This window comes from Undibacterium sp. TC9W (assembly GCF_049339865.1).
Lineage (GTDB): Bacteria > Pseudomonadota > Gammaproteobacteria > Burkholderiales > Burkholderiaceae_D > Undibacterium.
This window is the reverse complement of record NZ_JBMPPJ010000011.1, coordinates 21,074-45,257: the sequence shown is the minus strand read 5'-3', so window position 1 is coordinate 45,257 and position 24,184 is coordinate 21,074. Positions and strand designations below refer to the sequence as shown.

General features: G+C 51.6%; 21 protein-coding genes. 4 read left to right on the top strand and 17 right to left on the bottom strand.

Annotated features, from left to right (window positions below; translation table 11 throughout):
* The first annotated feature begins 10 nt into the window (after positions 1 to 10).
* Positions 11 to 1,603, top strand: a complete 1,593-nt coding sequence (locus tag ACO0LN_RS16670) for a substrate-binding domain-containing protein (RefSeq protein WP_422975696.1) — start codon at positions 11 to 13, stop codon at positions 1,601 to 1,603.
* Positions 1,603 to 2,229 carry a hypothetical protein gene (locus ACO0LN_RS16665; protein WP_422975694.1) on the top strand — a complete coding sequence of 209 codons (627 nt, stop codon included), beginning with the start codon at positions 1,603 to 1,605 and terminating at the stop codon, positions 2,227 to 2,229. The genes ACO0LN_RS16670 and ACO0LN_RS16665 overlap by 1 nt, the downstream gene beginning before the upstream one ends.
* 21 nt (positions 2,230 to 2,250) lie before the next feature.
* On the opposite strand, the gene ACO0LN_RS16660 is transcribed toward ACO0LN_RS16665, so the two are convergent.
* From ACO0LN_RS16660 to ACO0LN_RS16635, 6 genes are all read right to left on the bottom strand, one after another.
* The gene (locus tag ACO0LN_RS16660; protein ID WP_422975692.1) at positions 2,251 to 2,667 is read right to left on the bottom strand and encodes an NUDIX domain-containing protein; all 417 of its coding nucleotides are present in this window, start codon (positions 2,665 to 2,667) and stop codon (positions 2,251 to 2,253) included.
* 1 nt (position 2,668) lies between these two features.
* Entirely contained in the window at positions 2,669 to 3,538 is an 870-nt protein-coding gene (locus tag ACO0LN_RS16655) for an ATP-binding protein (protein WP_422975690.1), read from the bottom strand.
* A 12-nt stretch (positions 3,539 to 3,550) separates the two neighbouring features.
* Positions 3,551 to 4,789, bottom strand: a complete 1,239-nt coding sequence (argJ, locus tag ACO0LN_RS16650) for a bifunctional glutamate N-acetyltransferase/amino-acid acetyltransferase ArgJ (protein WP_162057688.1) — start codon at positions 4,787 to 4,789, stop codon at positions 3,551 to 3,553.
* Between the two features lie 126 nt (positions 4,790 to 4,915).
* Complete coding sequence (locus tag ACO0LN_RS16645; RefSeq protein ID WP_422975687.1) at positions 4,916 to 6,097, bottom strand: acyl-CoA dehydrogenase family protein; 1,182 nt, start codon at positions 6,095 to 6,097, stop codon at positions 4,916 to 4,918.
* A gap of 197 nt (positions 6,098 to 6,294) precedes the next feature.
* Positions 6,295 to 9,054, bottom strand: a complete 2,760-nt coding sequence (secA, locus tag ACO0LN_RS16640) for a preprotein translocase subunit SecA (RefSeq protein WP_422975685.1) — start codon at positions 9,052 to 9,054, stop codon at positions 6,295 to 6,297.
* A gap of 232 nt (positions 9,055 to 9,286) precedes the next feature.
* A complete protein-coding gene (locus ACO0LN_RS16635; protein ID WP_422975683.1) occupies positions 9,287 to 10,237 on the bottom strand; it encodes a M23 family metallopeptidase in 951 nt (316 codons plus the stop codon).
* Between the two features lie 82 nt (positions 10,238 to 10,319).
* Here ACO0LN_RS16635 and ACO0LN_RS16630 point away from each other — a divergent pair, with 82 nt between their 5' ends.
* Complete coding sequence (locus tag ACO0LN_RS16630) at positions 10,320 to 10,823, top strand: DciA family protein (RefSeq protein ID WP_422975681.1); 504 nt, start codon at positions 10,320 to 10,322, stop codon at positions 10,821 to 10,823.
* A gap of 35 nt (positions 10,824 to 10,858) precedes the next feature.
* Here the strand turns inward: ACO0LN_RS16630 and lpxC are convergent, their stop codons facing one another.
* Complete coding sequence (gene lpxC, locus ACO0LN_RS16625; RefSeq protein ID WP_422975679.1) at positions 10,859 to 11,794, bottom strand: UDP-3-O-acyl-N-acetylglucosamine deacetylase; 936 nt, start codon at positions 11,792 to 11,794, stop codon at positions 10,859 to 10,861.
* Between the two features lie 70 nt (positions 11,795 to 11,864).
* On the opposite strand from lpxC, the gene ACO0LN_RS16620 reads away from it, so the two are divergent.
* On the top strand, positions 11,865 to 12,356 hold the full coding sequence (locus ACO0LN_RS16620) for a GNAT family N-acetyltransferase (RefSeq protein WP_422975677.1): 492 nt from the start codon (positions 11,865 to 11,867) through the stop codon (positions 12,354 to 12,356).
* 74 nt (positions 12,357 to 12,430) lie between these two features.
* On the opposite strand, the gene ACO0LN_RS16615 is transcribed toward ACO0LN_RS16620, so the two are convergent.
* The 10 genes from ACO0LN_RS16615 to mraY form a co-directional block, all read right to left on the bottom strand.
* On the bottom strand, positions 12,431 to 12,937 hold the full coding sequence (locus ACO0LN_RS16615) for a peroxiredoxin (protein WP_110255260.1): 507 nt from the start codon (positions 12,935 to 12,937) through the stop codon (positions 12,431 to 12,433).
* Between the two features lie 499 nt (positions 12,938 to 13,436).
* Positions 13,437 to 14,636, bottom strand: coding sequence for a cell division protein FtsZ (gene ftsZ / locus ACO0LN_RS16610; RefSeq protein ID WP_422975675.1), 1,200 nt, complete (start codon positions 14,634 to 14,636; stop codon positions 13,437 to 13,439).
* Between the two features lie 124 nt (positions 14,637 to 14,760).
* Positions 14,761 to 15,993, bottom strand: a complete 1,233-nt coding sequence (ftsA, locus tag ACO0LN_RS16605) for a cell division protein FtsA (protein WP_110255262.1) — start codon at positions 15,991 to 15,993, stop codon at positions 14,761 to 14,763.
* Positions 15,990 to 16,781: a cell division protein FtsQ/DivIB gene (locus ACO0LN_RS16600; RefSeq protein WP_422975673.1), complete on the bottom strand. Its 792-nt coding sequence runs from the start codon at positions 16,779 to 16,781 to the stop codon at positions 15,990 to 15,992. The genes ftsA and ACO0LN_RS16600 overlap by 4 nt, the downstream gene beginning before the upstream one ends.
* 17 nt (positions 16,782 to 16,798) lie before the next feature.
* A complete protein-coding gene (locus ACO0LN_RS16595) occupies positions 16,799 to 17,761 on the bottom strand; it encodes a D-alanine--D-alanine ligase (protein ID WP_422975671.1) in 963 nt (320 codons plus the stop codon).
* A 27-nt stretch (positions 17,762 to 17,788) separates the two neighbouring features.
* A complete protein-coding gene (gene murC / locus ACO0LN_RS16590; protein WP_422975669.1) occupies positions 17,789 to 19,174 on the bottom strand; it encodes a UDP-N-acetylmuramate--L-alanine ligase in 1,386 nt (461 codons plus the stop codon).
* Positions 19,171 to 20,262, bottom strand: a complete 1,092-nt coding sequence (gene murG / locus ACO0LN_RS16585) for an undecaprenyldiphospho-muramoylpentapeptide beta-N-acetylglucosaminyltransferase (RefSeq protein ID WP_422975667.1) — start codon at positions 20,260 to 20,262, stop codon at positions 19,171 to 19,173. Before murG ends, murC begins: the two co-directional genes overlap by 4 nt.
* A complete protein-coding gene (gene ftsW, locus ACO0LN_RS16580) occupies positions 20,259 to 21,476 on the bottom strand; it encodes a putative lipid II flippase FtsW (RefSeq protein WP_422975665.1) in 1,218 nt (405 codons plus the stop codon). The genes murG and ftsW overlap by 4 nt, the downstream gene beginning before the upstream one ends.
* On the bottom strand, positions 21,476 to 22,981 hold the full coding sequence (gene murD, locus ACO0LN_RS16575; protein WP_422975663.1) for a UDP-N-acetylmuramoyl-L-alanine--D-glutamate ligase: 1,506 nt from the start codon (positions 22,979 to 22,981) through the stop codon (positions 21,476 to 21,478). The genes ftsW and murD overlap by 1 nt, the downstream gene beginning before the upstream one ends.
* A gap of 33 nt (positions 22,982 to 23,014) precedes the next feature.
* Positions 23,015 to 24,184, bottom strand: coding sequence for a phospho-N-acetylmuramoyl-pentapeptide-transferase (gene mraY, locus ACO0LN_RS16570; protein ID WP_422949576.1), 1,170 nt, complete (start codon positions 24,182 to 24,184; stop codon positions 23,015 to 23,017).

Genomic DNA, 24,184 nt, shown 5'->3' with positions numbered 1-24,184 from the left:
GATGAAATCCATGTATAAACTCATCAGCCTGTTGCTGGCCGTGACGCTGGGCCTGGCAGCCTGCAAAGACGGCAAGAGTAATAAAGCGGCGTCGGCACCGGCAGACAGCCCCCCCGCCAGCAGCCTGACCGTGATGGCAGGGTCCGAACTCAAGGACATAGAGCCGCTGCTGCCCGCCATCACCAAGGCAACAGGTATCAGCTTGCGCCTGCAATATGCCGGTACTCTGGAAGCAGTTGAGAAATTGCAGTCAGGTGAGCAGGTGGATCTGGCCTGGCTGGCCAGCAACAAGTACGCGATGCTCTTGCCCGCTGCCAAGTCACGCATATTGGCGTCGGAAAGAACCATGCTGACGCCGGTCGTACTGGGTTTAAAAGACAGCAAGGCCACCGCCCTGGGCTGGAAAGACAACCCCGCCGTCACCTGGAAGGACATTGCCGAAGCGGCAAAAAAAGGCAAGTTCACGTTTGGCATGACCAGCCCTTCCTCATCGAATACCGGTTTCTCAGGCTTGCTGGGCCTGGCAGCAGCCTTGTCTGGTCAGGGTGACGCACTTGAAGAAAAGGACATCAATGCCAAAAGCCTGACGGCTTTTTTCCAGGCACAGCGCTTGACTGCAGGCAGCTCGGGCTGGCTGGCAGAGGCCTATGTACGCGAACAGGACAAGGTCGATGGCATCATCAATTATGCTTCGACATTACAGAGCATGAACCGCAATGCGGCGCTGAAAGAAAAGCTGGTGCTGGTTTATCCCCAGGATGGCATCGTTACGGCAGATTATCCCATCATGCTGATCAACCCTGCCAAACGCGAAGCCTATGACAAGGTGGTCGCTTACCTGCGTGGCCAAGAATTTCAGCAAGCCATGTACAGCGCCACCCTGCGGCGGCCAGTCAACCCCGATGTGGTGGTCAATGATCTTCCCAAACAGGCTCTGGTTGAACTTTCTTTCCCGGCCAAATTAAACGTCGTCGATGCGATATTGAGTGCGTTCGACAATCACCTGCGCCTGCCAACTGACAGTACCTTTGTGCTCGATACCAGCGGCTCCATGCAGGGCGCACGCATCACGGATTTGAAAACTGCCATGCAGGGTCTCTCGGGTGCAGACGCCAGCATCAGCGGCCGCTTTGCCCGCTTCCGCAACCGTGAACGCATACTGATACTGCCTTTCAGCAATGAGGTAGGCAATGCAGAATTGTTCGAGATGGGTAATGCAGAAAAAGATAATCAGGCGACACTGTCCGCCCTGTCTTCACATGTGCAAGGCCTGCGCGCCAATGGCGGTACCGCCATTTTTTCTGCGACGAGAGAAGCTTATGCCAAGGCGGTGGAGCGCAAGCGTGCCGACCCTGCACGTTTTTACTCCATCATCGTCATGACGGATGGCATCAACAATAATGGCATCAACTACAATGAGTTTGAAGGCTGGTATAAGGCCCTGCCGGACAATCAAAAAGGCATCAAGATTTTCACCGTGCTATTTGGTGAAGCAGCGCCAGATGAATTGAAAAAACTCTCGGACTTGTCTGGCGGCAGGATGTTTGACAGCCGCAAGGCGAGTTTGCAATCCATCTTCAAAGAAATCCGCGGATACCAATAATGCAGCCCTTGACGTTCAAAATGCGCGCGCTGTTGTTCCTGTACAGTACACAGAATCTACTTGGCTGCTGCCTGGCCCTGCTAGGGTTGGGCATGTTTTTTACCGGCATCATCGCAGACTGGTGGTTCCCCATCGTCGCAGCCCTGTATGCCGTTGCCTGGCTAGCCATACCGGCAGACAAGGAACTGGAATTGCAACTGCAGAGCGAAAGCTCGCAAAGCAGCCTGACAGACAGCGTCGATGCGCTGATACGCGAATCAAAATCACGCCTGCCGCATGAGGCCGTCGATGGTCTGCACAGGATACAGAGTATCTTGCAAGACCTGGCACCCAAGATTTTTTCCGGTGAAGTGGCGATGAATTATGTGAGCCTGCTGATCAACGCAGTCAACCGCGATCTGCCACAAACCATCAAGAATTACCTGCACCTGCCGACCGCCTTTGCCACCATGCACGTCATAGAAAACGGCAAGACCTGCAAACAGCTGCTGCTGGAACAATTGCATCTGCTAGAAACCCAGCTCGGCAAAATCGCCACCGATATCTATAAGAACGATGCTGATTCCCTGGTCATCAATGGGGAGTTTTTAAAAGAAAAATTTCATACGGTGAGCTTCATACAATGAAGTTCACCGCATATGGCTAGATCAGCCTGCCAGGCTCTGTTCTTCGTGCCGCAAGGCATCCAGCCATTCCAGCAGGGGTATGGTGGCAGGCAATAAAGGCGAGAGCCCTACGCTGCCCTGCCAGGCAAAGGCTTGCCCTTCGAGGCTTTGCGGCTCGCCCTGCCATTCACGGCTGATATAGAAATGCAGCCTGACATGGGCATGTGGGTAGATATGCTCAACGCCGCACCAGGGTTCAGCAGTCAACACTTGTATGCCCAGCTCTTCGACAAATTCGCGCTTGAGTGCATCGAGTATGGATTCATCGGGCTCAACCTTACCACCCGGGAACTCCCAATAGCCTTCATACGGCTTGCCAGCGGGACGTTGCCCCAACAAGACATCTCCATTGGCTTTCATCAGGATGCCGACAGCGACATCCACAGGTTTTGCTGTCATCTCAAGACTCCGCCAGCTTGCCCGCATAGTCGCGGGCAAATTGCCAGGCCACGCGGCCAGAACGCGAACCGCGTTGCAAAGCCCAGCGCAGGGCATCGCCACGTGCTTCTTCTATCTGAGTAGAGGTACAGCCCATGCTGCCCAGCCAATAGGCGACAATATCGAGGTAATCATCCTGTTTGAAAGGATAGAAAGATACCCAGAGGCCAAAGCGTTCGGACAAGGAGATTTTTTCTTCTACCGTTTCACCCGGATGCAAGTCACCATCGTCGCTATATTTATAGCTGGCATTGTCTGACATTTTCTCAGGCAAGAGATGGCGGCGGTTTGAAGTAGCGTAGATCAGCACATTATCAGACTGGGCAGAAATACTGCCATCCAGCGCCACCTTCAAGGCCTTGTAACCAGCCTCGCCTTCTTCAAAGGACAGGTCATCACAAAAGACGATGAAACGCTCTGGGCGCTCAGCGATCAGATCAACGATATCCGGCAGGTCAGCCAGGTCAGCCTTATCGACTTCAATGAGGCGCAAACCCTGGCCAGAGAACTGATTCAGGCATGCCTTGATCAAGGATGATTTACCCGTGCCGCGAGCACCGGTCAGCAAGACATTATTGGCTGGTTTGCCGTGAACAAATTGCCTGGTGTTTTGTTCTATCTGGGCTTTTTGTGCCGCGACGTTGCGCAAGTCATCCAGCGCTATGGTCGAGGCATGACGCACGACTTGTAAATAACCCTGGCCGCCGCGTTTGCGCCAACGATAGGCAAAGCCCAGATCCCAGTCAGGTGCTGGTGTGCTGGCTGGCAATATGTTTTCCAGCCTGCTCAGCAAATGCTCAGCACGCAAGAGAAATTGATCAAGCTGCGTCATTGTCTGTCCAGATCAGGAGCGATAGTCAGCGTTGATAGAGACATAGTCATGCGACAAGTCGCAAGTCCAGACTGTCGCTGCCGCATCGCCACGCGCGAGTTTGACGCGTATGGTGATTTCGCTCTGCTTCATGATGCGCTGTCCATCTTCTTCACGGTACTCAGGATTACGACCACCATTCTTGGCGACCCAGACATCATCGAGGTACAGGTTCAGCTTGCCTACATCCAGGTCGTTCACACCGGCATAACCGATGGCTGCCAGGATACGGCCCAGGTTAGGGTCAGAGGCAAAGAAAGCGGTTTTGACCAATGGAGAATGGGCGATGGAGTAAGCGATCTTGCGGCATTCTTCTACATCACGGCCTTCTTCGACTGCAATCGTCATGAACTTGGTCGCGCCTTCGCCATCACGGATAATCATGTGGGCAAGTTTTTGCGACAGCGCAGTCACGGCTTCTGCAAGTGCTACATATTCTGGTGTCTCTACATCATTGACTTCTACTTCACCAGCACCGGTAGCGATGAGCATGAAGGAATCATTGGTGGAAGTGTCGCCATCGATGGTGATGCAATTGAACGACTTGTCAGCAGCCTGCTTGACCATGTGATCAAGCACATTTTGGGCAACCTTGGCATCTATCGCCAGATAGCCCAGCATGGTCGCCATATTTGGCTTGATCATGCCCGCGCCTTTGCTGATGCCTGTCATGGTCACGGTTTTACCGTTGATTTCCACAGTTGCCGATGCCGCCTTGGGCTGGGTATCGGTAGTCATGATGGCGGTAGCGGCATTGAACCAGTTATCCGCTGTCAGGTTTGCTATGGCTGCAGGTAAACCGGCGACCAGCCTATCGACCGGCAATTGCTCAAGGATCACGCCAGTAGAAAATGGCAGGATTTGAGAAGCCTCACAACCCAGCAATTCTGCCAGGGCAGAGCAAGTCGCATTCGCCGCTGCCAGACCAGCATCACCGGTACCAGCATTGGCATTGCCAGTGTTTACTACCAGCGCGCGGATAGGACTGGATGCCATGTGCAGGCCTTCCAGATGGGCTTTGCAGACTTGCACAGGTGCCGCACAAAAGCGGTTGGTCGTAAATACGCCGGAGACGGTCGCCGTAGGGGCCAGTTCCATGACAAGTACGTCTTTGCGATTGGGCTTGCGTATGCCAGCCTCGGCATAACCCAGGCGTATGCCGGCTACTGGTTTCAAATCTGCAGCCACAGGGATGGGGGAATTAACGGCCATGGTTTTTCCTTGCGTTGAAATCAAGCCGACATTGTAGGGCATTTTGTTGCACTGCGAAGCATGTTTGCGCTGAGGAAATTTCACGCGCTACAGCCAAGTCCGTCACATTAATGTCACGGACTGCGGTCAAAGCCCCATGATCATTTGTGCAATGATATTTTTTTGTATTTCATTTGAACCACCATAGATGGAGAGCTTGCGCATATTCAGGTAATTGATGGCGAGTGGGCTGGCCAGCTCGCTGGTGTCCTGGCGATCACGCAAGGGCAAGGCCTGCTCACCTACTGCCTGCACCAGCAATTCTGTGATTGCCTGCTGGATTTCTGTGCCTTTGATTTTCAGTATCGATGCTTCCGGCCCTGGCGCATGGCTTTGCTCTTCTGCTGACAGGACGCGCAGATTGGTCATTTCCAGCGCCATCAAATCTATCTCTACCTGCGCTACGCGTGTAGCAAAGGCAGCATCTTCCATGAGCGGCTTACCATTCTTGAATTCACGTGCGGCTACTCTTTTCAGCCTGGCAAGCTCGCGTTTGGCAATGCCTATACCCGCGATATTGGTACGCTCATGCCCCAGCAAAAACTTGGCATAAGTCCAGCCCTTGTTTTCTTCACCCACCAGGTTAGCGGCTGGTACTTTGACATCATCAAACCAGACTTCATTGACTTCATGTGCGCCGTCCATAGTGATGATGGGCCTGACAGTGACGCCAGGGGATTTCATGTCGATGAGCAAAAATGAAATACCGCGCTGGGCCTTGGCTTCGCGGTCTGTACGGACCAGGCAAAATATCCAGTCGGCATAGTGCGCCAGCGTGGTCCAGGTCTTTTGACCATTGACGACATAGTATTCGCCTTCGCGATCACGCCTGCGATCAGCCGTGGCCTTGACGGAAGCGAGGTCTGAGCCGGAGCCCGGCTCTGAATAGCCTTGGCACCACCATTCATCGGCGGAGAGAATCTTCGGCAGAAATCTCTGCTGTTGCTCGGGTGAGCCAAATTCCATGATGACGGGTGCCACCATCTTGATGCCAAATGGCGGCAGCCGTGGCGCACCGGCAGCGGCGCATTCTTCTTCAAATATATAGCGCTGCACGGCAGACCAGCCCGTGCCGCCATGAGCAGCAGGCCAGGATGAGGCGCCCCAGCCCTGGGCGTGCAATATCTTCTGCCAGTGCTGGTAATCGCTTTTTTCGAGTGCTATGCCATGATGCACTTTATGGCTGATGGCCTGAGGTAATGAAGTTTGCAGGAAATGACGGACCAGTTGACGAAAACCTAGCTCTGCATCGTTAAAGTTCAAGTCCATAAGCCCCCTCAGGTCTGGTCATCACAAGTTGAGATGCCAGAATATAGAATGAATGCTCAAATAAGCACGCTCGTTCACTTTAACTCCGGGATTTGCTTGCGTCAAGTGAGGGCATCAGGATTCGCTAAATTGACACTGGACGACGAAAAAACAAAAGGCGACCAGTGGTCGCCTTTTGTTTTTGTACTACTCAATGATCAGGCAAGCTTGCCATGACACTGCTTGAACTTCTTACCGCTGCCGCAAGGGCAAGGGTCGTTACGGCCTACTTTCAGGGCGTAATTGATTTCTGGCTGGTCCGTACCAAAATCAGCAACCGGGGCCAGCATTTCTTCAGGCGTTGCATCTGCATCAAAATCAGCGTGCTGGTAATGGACGTTTTCGATCTGTGACTGTGCCAGTCTTTCTTCTGCAGCATCAATCTCTTCACGGGATTGTATGCGTACAGTGACCACGGTCCTGACCACTTCGTTTTTGATGGCTTCCAGCATCTGTCCAAACAGTTCAAAAGCTTCACGCTTGTATTCCTGTTTAGGATTTTTCTGTGCATAGCCGCGCAGATGGATACCCTGACGCAAATGATCGAGTGCAGCCAGATGTTCACGCCAGTGCGTATCTATGCTTTGCAGCATGACATTGCGCTCGAAACCAGCAAAAGATTCTTTGCCGACGATGGATATCTTGGCTTCATAGACATCATTGGCAGCTTTTTGCACGCGCTCCAGAATATCTTCATCCGTGATATTGGCATCGTCCTTGAGCATTTGCGACAGCGGCAGATCAAGTGCCCATTCATCACGCAAGACTGCTTCGAGGCCAGGGATATTCCACTGTTCTTCGACTGATTCTGCCGGTACAAATTCACGTACAATGTCTTCAAACATACCATGACGCAGCGAAGAAATCAGCTCTGCCATGTCCTGCGCTTCCAACAACTCATTACGCTGCTGGTAAATGACTTTACGCTGATCATTGGCGACGTCATCGTATTCCAGCAATTGTTTGCGGATATCAAAGTTACGTGCTTCAACCTTGCGCTGCGCCGATTCTATGGAACGGGAAACGATACCCGCTTCGATAGGCTCGCCTTCCGGCATTTTCAGCCTGTCCATGATCGCACGGACGCGGTCACCGGCAAAAATACGCAACAGCGTATCGTCAAGCGACAGATAGAAACGGGAAGAACCCGGATCGCCCTGACGGCCAGAACGGCCGCGCAATTGATTATCCACGCGGCGTGATTCATGACGCTCAGTACCAACGATGTGCAAGCCGCCAGCATTGACTACAGTCTCATGCAGGGACTGCCATTCGTCACGCAGCTTTTGCGATTGCGTCTCTTTGTCTGCATCAGACAAAGTTGCATTCGCTTCTATCATTTGCACTTGCTTGGCGACATTACCACCGAGCACGATATCCGTACCACGGCCCGCCATATTGGTAGCGATGGTGATGGCTTTTGGACGACCGGCCTGAGCAATGATTTCCGCTTCACGGGCATGCTGCTTGGCGTTCAGTACATTGTGTGGCAAGCCTGCTTTTTCCAGTATGCCAGACAGAAGTTCAGAATTTTCAATCGAAGTCGTACCTACCAGCACTGGTTGGCCACGCTCATAGCAATCCTGGATATCGACCAGCATGGCATTGTATTTTTCTTGCGCAGACTTATAGACCTGGTCTTGCCTGTCCTTGCGTTGCGAAGGACGGTTAGGTGGAATAACCACGGTTTCGAGACCGTAGATTTCCTGGAATTCATAAGCCTCTGTATCTGCCGTACCTGTCATGCCTGACAGTTTGGTGTACATACGGAAGTAATTCTGGAAAGTGATCGATGCCAGTGTCTGGTTTTCGTTCTGGATGCGTACACCTTCTTTGGCTTCCACTGCCTGGTGCAAGCCATCAGACCAGCGGCGGCCTGTCATCATACGGCCAGTGAATTCATCGACGATGACGATTTCATCGTTCTGCACTACATAGTGCTGATCCTTGAAATACAGGGCATGTGCGCGCAAGGCGGCATACAAATGGTGGATCAGGGTGATGTTGGCAGCATCATATACAGATGCGCCTTCAGGCAGCAAACCCATTTGCGTGAGGATGCGCTCTACCTTGTCATGACCAGCTTCAGTCAGCAAGACCTGATGGGCTTTTTCGTCCTTGGTGTAGTCACCTGGCACTTCTATCTTGCCTTTGCCATCCGGTGTTTCTTCACCGACTTGCAGGGTCAGCAGCTTGGGTACTTCATTGATCTTGTAGTACAGCTCGGTATGATTTTCAGCCTGACCAGAAATGATCAAAGGCGTACGGGCTTCATCAATGAGGATGGAATCGACTTCATCGACGACTGCAAAATTCAGGCTGCGCTGCACACGGTCTTTTACATCATAGACCATGTTATCGCGCAGGTAATCGAAGCCATATTCGTTATTTGTGCCATAAGTGATGTCAGAGCCATAAGCTGTCTGCTTGGCGTCGTGATCAAGCTGCGACAGATTGATACCGGTAGTCAGGCCCAGCCAGCCATACAATTGCCCCATCCATTCGGCATCGCGCTGCGCCAGGTAATCATTGACGGTCACAACGTGCACACCCTTGCCTGACAAGGCATTCAGGTAGATTGGCAGAGTCGCCATCAGGGTTTTGCCCTCACCCGTGCCCATTTCAGCGATTTTGCCGTAGTGCAAAACCATGCCGCCTATCATCTGCACGTCAAAATGACGCATTTTCAGGACGCGTTTGCTGGCCTCGCGGCAGACCGCGAAAGCTTCAGGGAGGATGGCATCAAGTGTCTCTCCGTTCGCAACACGTGCTTTGAACTCCGCAGTCTTGGCTTGCAAAGCCTCGTCTGACAAGGCTTCCAGCTTGGGTTCCAATGCGTTGATCTCACGCACCGTCTTTTGGTATTGCTTCAAAAGCCGCTGATTGCGGCTGCCGAATATCTTGGTCAGGAATGACATGCTATGAACGGAAAGTTAAATTCTTAAAAAAATTGTTGAAATAGTGCTTAATTTGACAACAACATTAGGATAACCTGTGATTTTACCATGTGACACCCGATTCACCAGTAATTGCTCAATTTCACTGCCTTTCAGGCAACAAAATAGATTATTTAGCAACTATTGGGCGCGCATCCGGCAAACAATTCCCAGACATGGGATTGCAATTGGTGACTGAATCGGCAAACTCAAGTTATTTCTGATTCACGGCAGCAAGATTGGCCTGATTAGCCCCAGCAGACAAGAATTTATGGGGATTTTGTGGCACGCCTTTGACATGCACCTCAAAATGCAAATGCGCACCGGTTGAGCGGCCAGTTGAACCAATGTCCGCAATGTGTTGGCCACGCTTGACGATATCGCCCAACTTGACATGAATTTTGGAAGAATGGGCATACCGGGTCATGATCTCGCCACCATGATCAATTTCCACCATATTGCCAAATTGTGGATGATATTCTGCCGCTACCACTACGCCGCCGGCCGCTGCAACGATGTGGGTGCCAGTCGGGCCAGAAAAATCTATGCCCTCATGAAATGCGCTGCGGCCAGAAAAAGGGTCAAGCCTCCAGCCAAAACCAGATGCATTATAAGCAACATTAACGGGTTGTATGGTGGGCAAGAGCTTGGATTGCACCTTGAAGCCCATAAGCTTGGTTTCCACCACATTCATATAATCTGAACGGTGCTCGATATCTACTGACATCGCTGCCAGTGCTGCCTGAAATTCAGCCAGGTTCAATTCCTGAGCAGGTTGGGTAGAGACTTCAGGGCCACCGCGACCTGGCAGCTCCTTGAAATTAAACTCTTCTGGTTTGACACCAGCCAGACCCTGCACCCGCTCACCGAGCGCATCGAGACGTATCAGTTGCGCCTGCATTTCACCGAGCTTGGCCGCCATCGCAGCGAGGTTTTCTTTCATAAACTTATCTTTATTGCCAGTATCACTTGTAGCAGCGACCGGAACCAGGTCGCGCAAGACTGGCAAGTCAGCACTGGCCAGCTTCAAGGTCAGGGCCGCCATCAGGGCAGCGCAACAAGTGATAACCAACAGAAATGCAAAAGTAGCAAGGATGACGTGACGGGAAGACAAAGTCACTGACTTTGCCTGGGTAAAACGGGAGTGCATCAAAATGATTTGCATCAATATGCTCCTCTGAAAACGAAAGGCGGCCTGGCGCTCCTTGTGAGAGCTGGCCTGCCCTGTTTGTGGTAAGGTAGTGCGCATGTCAACATTCTCACGCCCTACCTATCCGATTAACATTAAACGCGGTCGCAAAGTGCCTGGTGCCAGCGAAGCCGCTGACTTTTTGCGCAGCAACGAGAAAATCTCACAACTACTGCCCACAGTGCAGCGCAATCTGAAGCTGCAAAAAGACTGTGGACTGATACTGCCGCCGATATTTGCCTCTTGTGAAGTCATGCAAGTAACGGAAGGACAGTTGACGCTATCAGCGCCGAATGCCGCACTGGCGACCAAATTGAAACAGCAATGTCCGAAACTGCAAGCATTTTTGCAAGAACGGGGATGGCAGATTAACGCAATCCGGATCAAAGTACAAGTCAGGCGCGTCGTCGAGAAACCTGTTGCTGTTAAGCAAATAGCATTTTCAGGCAAGGCTTTACAGGCATTTGGACAGTTGGAACATGCGCTCGAAGACACGCCGCAAAATGCAGATTTGCGGGCAGCGCTGAGCCGCCTGATACAGCGTCACCGCTCTGGAAGCTGATTACAGCGGCTGCCAATGAACTCAAAGCCGAAGCTTTAAGCGAGCGCCCACTCCCTATCTACTTGTGTGGCATAAGTTGGAGGTGCCGTGCCCAGATCATCAAAACTGACGATTTCATAGGCATCAGGCTGCGCCAGCAAGGCGCGCAGTAACTGATTATTCAAGCCATGACCAGACTTGTGCGCCGTGTAACTGGCCAGGAAGGGATGGCCGATCAGGTATAAATCACCTATGGCATCGAGGATTTTATGACGGACAAATTCATCATCAAAGCGCAGGCCATCTGAATTCAGAATGCGGTATTCGTCCATGACAATCGCGTTTTCCATGGAGCCGCCGCGTGCCAGGCCTATGCCCCTGAGCATTTCCACATCCTGCATGAAACCGAAAGTCCGTGCCCTGGCAACATCCTGCACAAAGGTGGCACTGGCAAAATCAACGACGGCAGTTTGCACCGTGCCATCGACTGCCGGGTGATTGAACTCAATAAAGAAATGCAGCTTGAAACCATTGTAAGGTTCCAGCCTCGCCCACTTTTCAGATTTGCCAGTACCTTCGCGGATTTCTACTGGTTTCAAAACACGGATAAATTTCTTGGCCGCGTCTTGCTCCTGCATGCCAGCCTGCTGCAATAAATAGACGAAAGATGAAGCCGAACCATCCATGATGGGGATTTCTTCTGCGCTGACATCGATGTACAGATTATCAATACCCAGGCCAGCGCAGGCAGACAGCAAATGTTCCACCGTTGACACCTTACCATGCTCATTCGATAAGGTCGATGCCATGCGGGTATCGCCAACAGCCAGCGCCTGGGCAGGCAAGACCACTGGTGGATTCAAATCTGTGCGCGTGAAAATAATGCCGGTATCGACTGGAGCCGGGCGCATGACGAGTTCAACCTTGGTACCGGAATGCAGACCGACACCAACGGTTTTCACGACTTGTTTGATGGTTCTTTGCTTTAACATCGCGCTATTATAGCGTTTCAGGCAATTTCCCATGCGGACGCACGGAAATTACCCGCTACTCTTCTTAAAAATGAATATAAAAACAACAATTCAAATTCGTCGTGCCTTGCCCACGGATCTCGATGCCATGTGCGAGCTCAGCGACCAGATCAATGCTCAGCACCACGCCGCTGCCCCCAAGGTTTTCGTGCAAAAAACAAATCGCGAACTTGACCGTCAGTTCTGGCATAGCACGTTTGAAAACCCTACCGGTTGTGCCCTACTGGCCTGTGCTGGTGAACAAGTCCTGGGCTTCATCACGATGAGCTGGCATGAAAACACCACGATTCCCTTCTTGTACCGTCGCCGCATCTGCCGCATAGGCACGATAGTGGTTTCTGACTCACATGAGAAACTGGGAATAGGGAAATTATTGATGGATGGCGCAACTAGCTGGGCGCGCGAGCATGATGCAGTAGAAATCAGGCTGGAAGTCTTTGACTTCAACCGCAATGCCATGGATTTTTATGCAGCTCTGGGTTATGGCGTGCAGTCACACATCATGAGCAAGTCGCTTGAATAAAAATATCGTATAGAAAAAAATGGCGCCCAGTTTTTGAACCGGGCGCCATTTTTTATGCGAGTCAGAAAACCTGATTAGCCTAATTGTGCCAACAGTGTTTCTGCGTTCGACACTTCAAACTTGCCGCCTTCTTCGATATTCAGTTGCTTGACGACACCATCGACAGCCAGCAGAGAATAACGCTGGGAGCGTGTGCCCATGCCAAATTTGCTGAAATCTGCATCCAGGCCCAGCGCTTTGCTGAAATCTGCATTGCCGTCAGCCATCATGCGGACGATGCCTGTAGATTTTTGATCGCGACCCCATGCGCCCATGACGAATGCGTCATTGACGGAGATACACCAGATTTCATCAACGCCCTTGGCTTTCAAATCTGCGGCCAGTGCAACATAGCCAGGCACATGCTTGGCCGAGCAAGTTGGCGTATATGCGCCAGGCAAGCCAAAAATCGCAATGGTTTTACCTTTAGTCAGGTCTGCAACTTTGAAGGTATTTGGTCCGAGTGAACATCCTTCTGATTCCACTTCAATAAATTCTGCCAGGCTGCCTTCAGGCAGGGTATCGCCAATCTTGATTGTCATTTTATGCTCCCTAGATAAGTATTCGGATATTCATTGCCTTGCTGCATGCCGCCTCCGCCAAAAGCAGGAAGTTTGGGCCATATCAACACCGACAGTGAAGGACGCAAGTATGCCTGAGCTAAAATTTTCTTGCAGAAGTTAAAAGTGTTAGGCTTAAGACCTCTCAACACGGGGGGCACAGAGACACAGAGGAAAAACAGGAGAATTCAAAAACTCCTTTGCATTGTCCAGTAACTATTAACTGATTAGTTTTATGAAAGAGTTACGATGCACTCCTATCGAAAGCAATCTAAAATATGACGCTTTCCTATTGTCTTTCTCTGTGGTGTAGCAGGGAATTCGTGCGGCTTGCCGCGCGCCTGCGGAACGAAGTCTGCTTGCAAGCAGACTTTCCTCCCTCTGTGTCTTTGTGGTGAGCTTTTTGGTCTGGCTTTTCGATCTACCAAATAAAAACGCCAGCCTCTTTCAAAGCTGGCGTTCTGTAGAAAAACCAGATAAATCAGTCAGCCTGTTTGCGCAGGAAAGCTGGGATATCGTAAGTTTCCATGCCATTTTTTTCTAGGGCACGTACTGTTTCTGACGCAGACTCACGGCGCCATACTGCAGGTTTGCTCAGACCATCAAAACCTGCGGAACCTGTTACAGAACCAGTGCTGATAGTGGTAGATGTCATGACCGGACTGGCCATCACTGTTTCATTGTGCGTACCTGTACGCAGCATAGGTGTCTGCACCAGCTGAATATTTTTCTTGCCACGGCCCAGGCCAGTTGCAACTACCGTTACACGGATATCGTCACCCATGTTGTCGTCGTAAGCGATACCCTGGGCAATCGATGCGTCCGGTGCAGCAAAAGCGCGCACAGTGGACATGACTTCTTTGATCTCTTTACCTTTGAGACCACGGCTGGCTGTAACGTTCACCAACACACCGCGGGCGCCGGACAAATCAATGCCATCCAGCAGTGGAGATGCCACAGCCTGCTCAGCGGCGATGCGTGCGCGATCAACACCAGAAGCTGTTGCCGTACCCATCATGGCCTTGCCTTGTTCGCCCATGATGGTTTTCACGTCATTGAAATCGACGTTGATATGGCCAGGCACATTGATGATCTCGGCAATACCGGCGACGGCATTGTTCAAGACATCATCTGCATGTTGCAGCCATTCGATCATGCTGTCGTCTTCATAAATCTCTTCGAGTTTTTCGTTGAGAATGATGATCAGAGAATCGACGTGCTGGGACAAGGCTTCCAGACCTTCGTCGGCGATGTCCATGCATTTCTGACCTTCGTATGAAAATGGCTTCGATACTACGGCCACGGTCAGTGCACCCAGTTCTTTGGCGACTTGCGCAACTACGGGAGCAGCACCAGTACCAGTACCGCCACCCATACCTGCAGCGATAAATACCATGTGCGCGCCGCGCAATGCGTCTTCGATGCGGGCACGGGAATCTTCTGCCAGCTTGCGGCCGACTTCCGGTTTCATGCCTGCGCCCAGACCAGTCTCGCCGATCTGTATCACATTGTTTGCTTTAGACTGCAACAGTGCTTGCGCATCTGTGTTTGCTGCTATGAACTCAACGCCGGACACGCCTTTGTTGATCATGTGCTGAACCGCATTGCCGCCTGCGCCACCTACGCCGACAACCTTGATTACGGTGCCTTGTGTGGCGTTATCAACCATATCGAACTCCATCATGACTCCTCCAGGTAGGCAGTTATCAGTCGCTAGGCATCACCGGAATGTGACGACTAGCGACTAATAACTGTATATCGAACTATTATAAAATGACTACACTAAATTAGATACAAAATACAAGCTAAAAATTCCCTAAAAACCACTCTTTCATGCGTTGCCAGACCGCTTTGGCTGAACCTTCTTGCCGAGTGACCAGATGACCGCGCAAATACTGCTTCTTCGCTTCCAACAACAACCCCAAAACTGTGGCATAACGCAGGCTGCGCACGACATCTGCCAACTGCCCGCTGTACGCCGGCATACCTAATCTGGTCGGCTTCAAAAAGATGTCTTCTGCCATCTCGACCATGCCCGGCATGGCGGCAGAACCGCCTGTCAAAACGATGCCGGACGACAGCACATCTTCATAGCCGGATTCGCGCACCACCTGGTGCACCAGCGCAAACAATTCTTCTACGCGCGGCTCTATCACTGCCGCCAAAGCCTGGCGTGATAAAGAACGCGGGCCACGGTCACCCAGACCAGGCACTTCCAGCGTATCTGAAGGGTCAGCCAATACCTGCTTTGCGACACCAAAACGCACCTTGATTTCTTCTGCTTCTGAGGTCGGCGTACGCAAGGCCATCGCGATATCATTGGTGATCTGGTCGCCGGCTATCGGTATCACAGCGGTATGGCGTATTGCACCTTCGCTGAATACCGCAACGTCAGTTGTGCCACCACCGATATCAATGAGTACCACGCCCAGTTCTTTTTCATCCTTGGTCAGCACGGCTTCTGCCGACGCCATGGGTTGCAGGATCAGGTCAGATACTTCGAGGCCGCAACGGCGCACACACTTGACGATGTTCTGAACGGCAGACACAGCACCTGTGACGATATGCACTTTGACTTCGAGACGTATGCCGCTCATACCTATCGGTTCGCGCACATCGTCCTGGCTATCAACGATAAATTCTTGCGGCAAGGTATGCAGCAATTGCTGGTCCGTCGGAATATTGACGGCCTTGGCAGTTTCTATCACGCGCGAAACGTCAGCTGCGGTGACTTCTTTATCCTTGATCGCCACCATGCCGCTTGAATTAAAGCTGCGGATATGGCTGCCGGCAATACCGGTATATACATTGCGTATCTTGCAGTCTGCCATCAACTCGGCTTCTTCCAAAGCGCGCTGTATGGATTCGACGGTCGCCTCAATATTGACGACAACGCCTTTTTTCAGCCCCTTGGATTCATGCTGGCCCAAGCCTATGACTTCATGCCTGCCGTCAGGCATGACTTCCGCCACGACCGCCACAATTTTTGAGGTGCCGATATCGAGACCAACGATCAGATTTTTAGCGTCTTTTGTCATGTCTTTCCACTTGCTTTTGTTTGCTTTTTTGATCCGAGATTACTGTGACTCGATTTGAGCGCCAGGCCATTCGGATAACGCATGTCCACACTTTCAATACTGTCCTGCAAACTGGCCAGCAATTGCGGATAGACTGTCATCAGTTTATCCACCCTGCTCTTAAGCGTTGTTGCATCCTGCACCCGGCCCAACTGCACCTGCATACCATTATTCAACTTCAGACTCCAGGCATAACGACTGGAGTAATTCACTTCATCCGGTGCCAGACTGATCTTGGCAAACCAGTTTTTAAATTCCACATACTGCGCCAACACTTCTTTTTCACTACCATCCGGTCCATTCAGGGCGACCAGATCTGCATCATCCTCGGCCTCTGCCAGGTTGGCGGTGAACACATCGCCCTTGGCAGAAATCAATTGCCCGGTTTCACCCCAGGTACCCAGCGCCACATGTTCTTCCAGTGTGACGATGAGTTTGTTCGGCCATTCTCTTTGTACGCTGGCCTTGCGCACCCAGGGCACTGCTTCAAAAGCTGTTCTTACCGCATCCAGATTTGCAGTAAAAAAATTACCCCTGATCTTGGGTAAAGCTGTATTCCTGATCGTGAGTGAGTTCACATGTCGCAAACCCATACCGTCTGTTGTGCTACTGGCTTCGACCCGGATTACACGCAAAGTAAAAAACGGCCTTTGTATTACCCACCATACACCGGACAACACCAGGATGAACAGCACCAGCCCAAACAGGGCATTCGCGGTATTGTTCATCAGCTTGCTGTCATGCCACATTTTTTACTCTTACTCGTTTACTTTTTTTGTTCAGATTTAATTTTCAAGCTCGCTGTCTTCAAAATTTCCACACATAAGTCTTCATAACTGATGCCTACTGCCTTGGCTGCCATGGGTACCAGCGAATGCCCGGTCATGCCTGGAGAAGTATTAATCTCCAGCAAGAACGGTTTGTTATCTGACTTGCGTAACAAGACATCAACCCTGGCCCAGCCTTCGCAATCAAGTGCGCGGTAGGCATCAACAGCCATTTTGCGGATGGCATCCGTCAAATCCTGTTCCAGCACTGCCGGGCAAATGTATTGCGTGTCGTCAGTAAAATACTTGTTCTGGTAATCGTAGTTACCATCAGGTGCCACGATTTCAGTAATCGGCAAGGCATAGGCCTGATCGCCCTTGCCGAGTATCGCCACTGTCAGTTCACGGCCTTCGACAAATTCTTCTGCCAGCACGACTTCATCAAACTGAGCGGCCAGGGCATAAGCTTCCTGCATATCCGAATAACCAACGACCTTGGTAATACCTATTGTAGAACCCTCATGTGGCGGCTTGATGATGAGTGGCAAACCCAGTTCATCCGGCACACGGCGCAATTCAGTCTGGCCTGTCAATACCGCATAAGCAGGGGTGCTCAGGCCATAGGTTTGCCAGATGCGCTTGGTAAAAATCTTGTCCATGGCGATTGCCGATGCCATGACGCCACTGCCTGTGTAAGGAATATTCAATTGCTCCAGCACACCTTGCAGGCTGCCGTCTTCACCATAGCGGCCATGCAGGGCAATGAAAACGCGGTCAAATTTTTCTGCGACCAGTTCGGCGATGCTGCGTTCTGCAGTGTCAAAGCCATGGGCATCTATGCCTTTGCTTTTCAAGGCTTGCAATACGCCGGTACCGGACATCAGGGAGACTTCACGTTCAGCCGAACGCCCGCCAAACAGCACGCCTACTTTGCCCAGAGATTTCAAATTCAATTCGCTCATGATGATCTGATCACTTGTTTTCTACATTTACACTGACTGCGCCAGTTTTGCCGGCACAGCATTGATGGAACCTGCCCCCATGACGATGACTACATCGCCGTCTTTCAATACCCGCAAAATACTGTCGGGCATTTCCAAAATATCTTCTACAAATACCGGCTCTACCTTGCCCATGACGCGCAGGGCGCGCGACAGGGAGCGGCCATCTGCCGCCAGTATCGGTGCTTCGCCAGCGGCATAGACTTCTGCCAGTACCACTGCGTCAGCATCAGAAATCACACGGACGAAATCTTCAAACAGATCGCGGGTACGGGTATAACGATGCGGCTGGAAAGCCAGCACCAGCCTGCGGCCTGGATAAGCCCCACGAGCTGCCGCCAAAGTCGCCGCCATTTCCACTGGATGATGACCATAGTCATCCACCAGAGCAAAAGTGCCGCCATTGGCCAGGGCGACTTCGCCATAGCGGGTAAAGCGGCGGCCTACACCATTGAATTCGGAGAGAGCTTTTTGCGTTGCCTCATCGCTGACACCGACTTCACGCGCAATCGCTATCGCGGCGCAAGCATTTTGTACATTGTGCATGCCAGGCTGGTTCAGGCTAACCTGCATATTCTCATAGCCATCTTGCACTACCGTGAAATGCATCTTGCCATTGGCGGCGGTGGCATCGACTGCACGTACATCGGCATCTGCATGGAAACCATAGGTGACGATGGGTTTGGAGACGAAAGGCATAATTTCACGTACATTTGCATCATCCAGGCACAAGACTGCCACACCATAGAATGGCAGGCGCTGGGTGAATTCGATGAAGGCCTGTTTCAGGCGGGCGAAGTCATGTCCATAGGTTTCCATATGGTCGGCATCGATATTGGTGATTACTTCAATCACTGGCAAAAGATTGAGGAAAGAAGCATCAGATTCATCTGCTTCTGCCACGATGAAATCCCCACTGCCCAGTTTGGCATTGGCACCGGCGCTATTGAGCAAGCCGCCGATCACAAAAGTCGGGTCCAGACCACCTTGCGCCAATACACTGGCAACCAGGCTGGTGGTGGTAGTCTTGCCATGGGTACCGGCAATAGCGATCCCACTTTTCAAACGCATGAGTTCTGCCAGCATCATTGCGCGTGGCACGATGGGAATATGTTTGGCGCGGGCGGCGATAACTTCAGGGTTATCACCCTTGACTGCGGTCGATGTCACAACGGCATCTGCGCCGACAATATTTTCTGCTGCATGACCCAGCATGACAGTGGCACCGAGTTGCGCCAGGCGTTTTGATGCCGCATTGCTACCGAGGTCGGAACCGGAAATGGTGTAGCCGAGATTCAACAAGACTTCGGCGATACCGCTCATGCCCGAGCCGCCTATGCCGACGAAATGAATGTGTTTGACTTTGTGTTTCATGCTAATGCTTCCAGAATATGGGCGATGTTGGCACTGGCTTCACGCTGCCCCAGGGCGTAGGCTGTTTCAGCCATCGCCAGGCATTGCGCTCTGTCCAGTACTTTTAATTTCTCTGCCAGCAAGGCTGGACTTAATTCAGTTTGTGGCAAATGGATGGCGGCTGTTTGCCCTGCCATCCAGATGGCGTTTTCTTTTTGGTGTGAAGTACTCGACGCCATGAAAGGCACGAGTATGCTGGCCACACCTGCCGCAGTCAGTTCTGACACGGTAATAGCACCGGCACGGCAAATCACCAGATCAGCCTCGGCATAACGGCGCGGCATGTCGTCAATAAAATCCAGCACTTCAGCCTGCACGCCTGCTTGTGCATAACTCTGGCGCAAGGCATCTATGTGCTGTTTGCCAGACTGATGCGTAATCATTGGGCGCTGGGCTTCTGGCAACAAGGCCACCGCCTGCGGCACCGCATCATTCAATACTTTGGCACCCAGGCTGCCACCCACCACCAGTATGCGCAAAGGGCCGGTCCGGTTTGCATAACGTATCGCTGGTGCTCGTAATTCGCAAATTTCTTTGCGTATCGGGTTGCCGATGACAGTCGTTTTGCTATCCGCAGTCACCGTTGCCGACGGCAGGCCAAACAATAATTTACTGGCGAAAGGACGCAAGGCTTTGTTCGACAACAGCAAGGCAGCGTCAGCATTCATCAGCACGACAGGCTTGCCGCGCAAGGCAGCCATGATGCCACCGGGCACAGTCACATAACCCCCCATTCCCAGGACCACATCTGGCTGACGGCGACCGATGATGCTGAAGCAGCTAAAGAAACTCTTGACCAGCTTGAAAGCACCGCTGACCGTATGCGATAAACCCTTGCCACGCAAGCCAGAGAAATCAATATTGTCCATGGCGATATTGTGCTTGGGTACGATCTGCCCTTCCATGCCTATCTGCGTGCCCAGCCAGCTGACTTGCCAGCCGCGTTCGCGCATGATGTCGGCTATCGCCAGACCAGGGAAGATATGCCCACCTGTGCCGGCTGCCATGATCAGCAATTTTTTTGGCATTTTTTGTATGGCCTGACTCATGCGCGGCCTCCACGCATCAATACGCGGTTTTCATAATCGACACGCAACAATATCGCCAGACCTACACAATTAATCATGACACCAGAACCACCGTAACTCATCAAAGGCAGGGTCAAACCCTTGGTAGGCAACAAGCCCAGGTTAACCCCCATATTAATAAACGCCTGCACACCTATCCAGATACCTATGCCCTTGGCCAGCAAACCGGCAAAGGTTTGATCCAGCGCTATCGCTTGCCTGCCAATTTCAAAAGCGCGTTTCAACAACCAGTAAAATAAAAGCACCACCGCCATGACACCAACGAATCCCAGCTCTTCTCCGATGACAGCCAGCAAAAAATCTGTGTGTGCTTCTGGCAGGTAATGCAGTTTTTGTACGCTGGCACCGAGGCCTACTCCAAACAATTCACCACGGCCAAAAGCGATCAGCGAATGTGTCAGCTGGTAGGCCTTGCCCAGTGCATGATCTTCGTCAAATGGGCTAAGGTAGGCAAAAATACGTTCACGCCGCCATGGCGACAGCAAAATCACCGAGGTGAAGATACCAATCAGTGTTGCAGCAATGCCACCAAACCAGACGCCATTGATACCACCCAAAAACAGGATGCCCATGGCGATACAAACGATGACGCCAAAAGCACCCAGATCAGGTTCCAGCAATAACAGCAAACCCACTATACCAACCGCCGCCAGCATGGGCACAAAACCCTTGGTCAGTTTGTGCATGTATTCCTGTTTGCGCACGGTGTAGTCAGCGGCATACAAGACCATGAACAATTTCATTAATTCGGATGGCTGCAAATTCAATACTTTAAAAGACAGCCAGCGCTTGGCACCATTCACGCCCTTACCCAAGCCAGGTATCAACACAGCCACCAATAAAACCAGGGTTGCTACAAACAGGTAAGGAGCATATTTTTGCCAAACCACAATCGGTACCCGAAACACCAACGCACCAGCAATCAAGGCCACCACGACAAAGATCGCCTGACGTACGAGGAAATGCGAATTCTTGTAATTGGCATACTTGGGTGAATCAGGCAAAGAGATAGACGCCGAATACACCATCACCATGCCAAACAGCATCAGGATAATTGTCACCCACACCAAAGGCTGGTCATAGTCCATCATCTTGGACCTGCTGACCAGATTGGTACTCGCTGGCGCTGCGCCAAACGGGGACCATCTTTGCAATGGGAGCAAAAGCTGACGCATCAGCAGACCTCCCCGCGCGCCAGTGCGATTTCACGCACCGCATCGACAAACACTGCAGCGCGATGGGCATAATTGCGGAACATATCGAGGCTGGCGCAGGCTGGTGACAGTAAAACGATATCGCCATCTGCAGCCAGTTCAGCAGCGGCCTGCACTGCCATTTCCAATGTGGCCACATCGTGCAGCGGCACAGCCGTCACTGCCAGTGCCTGCTGCAATTCTTCTTTGGCTTTGCCTATCAGGATGACGGCTTTGGTATAACGTTCCACCGGATCAGCCAACGGAGAGAAATCCTGCCCCTTGCCTTCGCCACCAGCAATCAAAATAATCCGCTTGTGCAATGCGTCAGATTGTTGGCCCAGTCCCTTCAATGCTGCGACTGTGGCACCTACATTGGTGCCTTTGCTGTCATCGATATAGTCGACACCCGCTATACTGGCAACCTGCTCTACCCTGTGCGGCTCACCTTTGTAATCACGCAAACCATGCAGCAGGGGTGCAAATGACAAACCTATGCCACGACACAAAGCCAGGGCGGCCAGGGCATTTGCAGCATTATGCTGACCACGGATTTGCAGGGCATCTGTCGGCATCAGACGGCTGACGATGACAGGCATTTCTTCCACTTCTTTTTTCTTGCGGCGGCTATTCGTGACAACAGGTGCGTCTTCTGCCGGATTTGCTACCGCCAGCCAGCCCATGCCATGCTCATTAAGCAAACCCATGTCCGCCAGGTGTTTGGGTGCATCGACACCAAAGCTGACCGCATTGCCATGCGGCTTGGCCATGGACATGACAAGTGCATCATCACGGTTCAAAACCTGCAAAGTCTGTTCGCCAAAAATCTTTGCCTTGTCAGCGCAATAAGCCTGCAGACTGCCATGCCAGTCCAGATGATCCTGGGTGATATTCAAGACCGTTGCCACATCTGCTTGCAGGCTATGCGTGGTATGCAATTGGAAGCTGGACAATTCCAGCACCCAGACTTGAGGCAGGCTGTCTTGCTCCAGACATTCACGCAGCACATCAAGTACAGCCGGGCTGATATTGCCTGCAACTTTAACTGTCAAACCGGCGCGTTCTACCAGCAAACCAACCAGGCTGGTGACCGTGGTTTTCCCGTTCGTACCAGTGATGGCGATGACTTTGGGTTGATATTCGCGCTCAGCATTCAAAGCTAGCAGAGCTTGTGCAAATAATTCTATCTCGCCCCAGACAGGGATATTTTTTTCGGCAGCTACTGGTAACAATTCCTGCAATTCACGCAGAGGCGACAAGCCAGGACTGACTGCCATCAACTCAACATCATCCAGCAAGGCTGGGGTGAAAGCACCGCCAATAAATTCCACCTGATCTGACAGTGCCTGCAATTGCGGCAACCTGTCCGGTACTTCACGTGTATCGGCAACACGCAGGCGTGCACCGGCGCGCAACAGCCATTGCGCCATCGCCAGCCCGGTTTCACCCAGGCCCAGAACCAGTACATGTTTACCTGAAAAATCCATAAACTCTATATCTATCTTTTTAACGTAACTTATTTAACGTAACTTCAGTGAAGACAAACCTATCAGCACCAGCAACATGGTGATGATCCAGAAACGCACGACAACCTGGGTTTCTTTCCAGCCTTTTTTCTCAAAATGGTGATGCAGAGGTGCCATCAACAACAGGCGGCGACCTTCGCCATATTTTCTTTTGGTGTATTTGAAGTAACTGACTTGCAGCATGACGGACAAAGTCTCTGCTACAAAAATACCGCCCATGATGAACAACACAATTTCTTGCCTGACGATGACAGCCACCGTACCCAGCGCACCACCCAAAGCGAGTGCACCGACGTCACCCATGAAGACTTGAGCAGGGTGGGCATTGAACCAGAGAAAAGCCAGGCCAGCCCCGGCCATCGCACCACAGAAAATCAGTAATTCACCAGCGCCAGGTATATGCGGTATCAACAGATATTTGGAGTAACCCACATTACCCGTCAGGTAAGCAAACAAGCCCAGGGCTGAACCAACCATGATGGTAGGCATGATAGCCAGGCCATCGAGACCGTCAGTAAAATTCACGGCATTGCTGGTACCAACGATAACGCAGTAGGTTAACGCAATAAAACCCCAGACGCCCAGGGGATAGCTGACAGTCTTAAAGAAAGGCACGATCAAATCTGCTTTCGGTGGTAAATCCATATTAAAACCGGACTGTACCCAGGCGATAAACAATTCCAGTACTTTGGAGTTGCTTGGTGCCGATACCGAAAATGCCAGATAAAAAGCAGCGATCAAACCAATCAGCGATTGCCAGAAATACTTTTCCCTCGATCGCATGCCTTCAGGGTCTTTATGCACCACCTTGCGGTAATCATCAACCCAGCCGACTGCGCCATACCCAAGAGTGACGATCATCACCACCCAGATAAAACGGTTACTCAAATCACCCCACAACAAAGTGGAAATACCAATGGAGATCAAAACCAGTACACCACCCATGGTCGGTGTGCCAGATTTAACGAGATGTGTTTCCATGCCATAGCTGCGCACGGCCTGGCCTACCTTGAGCCTGGTCAGCATACGGATAACCGCTGGACCAGCAAAAATACCGATGGAGATGGCCGTCATCGTGGCAAAAACTGCGCGGAAGGTAATAAACCCAAAGACGCGCAGCCAGCCTATATCCTGCTTTAATAATTCAGCCAACCAGAGCAACAT

Bases quoted from the DNA above. Each gene is read 5' to 3' on its own strand.
- ACO0LN_RS16655 (WP_422975690.1), bottom strand. From the start codon at position 3,538: ATGACGCAGCTTGATCAATTTCTCTTGCGTGCTGAGCATTTGCTGAGC.
- ACO0LN_RS16615 (WP_110255260.1), bottom strand. From the start codon at position 12,937: ATGACAATCAAGATTGGCGATACCCTGCCTGAAGGCAGCCTGGCAGAA.
- ACO0LN_RS16600 (WP_422975673.1), bottom strand. From the start codon at position 16,781: ATGTGGCATGACAGCAAGCTGATGAACAATACCGCGAATGCCCTGTTT.
- ACO0LN_RS16635 (WP_422975683.1), bottom strand. From the start codon at position 10,237: ATGCAAATCATTTTGATGCACTCCCGTTTTACCCAGGCAAAGTCAGTG.
- ACO0LN_RS16670 (WP_422975696.1), top strand. From the start codon at position 11: ATGTATAAACTCATCAGCCTGTTGCTGGCCGTGACGCTGGGCCTGGCA.
- murC (WP_422975669.1), bottom strand. From the start codon at position 19,174: ATGAAACACAAAGTCAAACACATTCATTTCGTCGGCATAGGCGGCTCG.
- argJ (WP_162057688.1), bottom strand. From the start codon at position 4,789: ATGGCCGTTAATTCCCCCATCCCTGTGGCTGCAGATTTGAAACCAGTA.
- ftsW (WP_422975665.1), bottom strand. From the start codon at position 21,476: ATGCGTCAGCTTTTGCTCCCATTGCAAAGATGGTCCCCGTTTGGCGCA.
- murD (WP_422975663.1), bottom strand. From the start codon at position 22,981: ATGGATTTTTCAGGTAAACATGTACTGGTTCTGGGCCTGGGTGAAACC.
- ACO0LN_RS16665 (WP_422975694.1), top strand. From the start codon at position 1,603: ATGCAGCCCTTGACGTTCAAAATGCGCGCGCTGTTGTTCCTGTACAGT.
- ACO0LN_RS16660 (WP_422975692.1), bottom strand. From the start codon at position 2,667: ATGACAGCAAAACCTGTGGATGTCGCTGTCGGCATCCTGATGAAAGCC.
- ACO0LN_RS16595 (WP_422975671.1), bottom strand. From the start codon at position 17,761: ATGAGCGAATTGAATTTGAAATCTCTGGGCAAAGTAGGCGTGCTGTTT.
- lpxC (WP_422975679.1), bottom strand. From the start codon at position 11,794: ATGTTAAAGCAAAGAACCATCAAACAAGTCGTGAAAACCGTTGGTGTC.
- murG (WP_422975667.1), bottom strand. From the start codon at position 20,262: ATGAGTCAGGCCATACAAAAAATGCCAAAAAAATTGCTGATCATGGCA.
- ACO0LN_RS16645 (WP_422975687.1), bottom strand. From the start codon at position 6,097: ATGGACTTGAACTTTAACGATGCAGAGCTAGGTTTTCGTCAACTGGTC.
- mraY (WP_422949576.1), bottom strand. From the start codon at position 24,184: ATGTTGCTCTGGTTGGCTGAATTATTAAAGCAGGATATAGGCTGGCTG.
- secA (WP_422975685.1), bottom strand. From the start codon at position 9,054: ATGTCATTCCTGACCAAGATATTCGGCAGCCGCAATCAGCGGCTTTTG.
- ACO0LN_RS16620 (WP_422975677.1), top strand. From the start codon at position 11,865: ATGAATATAAAAACAACAATTCAAATTCGTCGTGCCTTGCCCACGGAT.
- ACO0LN_RS16630 (WP_422975681.1), top strand. From the start codon at position 10,320: ATGTCAACATTCTCACGCCCTACCTATCCGATTAACATTAAACGCGGT.
- ftsZ (WP_422975675.1), bottom strand. From the start codon at position 14,636: ATGGAGTTCGATATGGTTGATAACGCCACACAAGGCACCGTAATCAAG.
- ftsA (WP_110255262.1), bottom strand. From the start codon at position 15,993: ATGACAAAAGACGCTAAAAATCTGATCGTTGGTCTCGATATCGGCACC.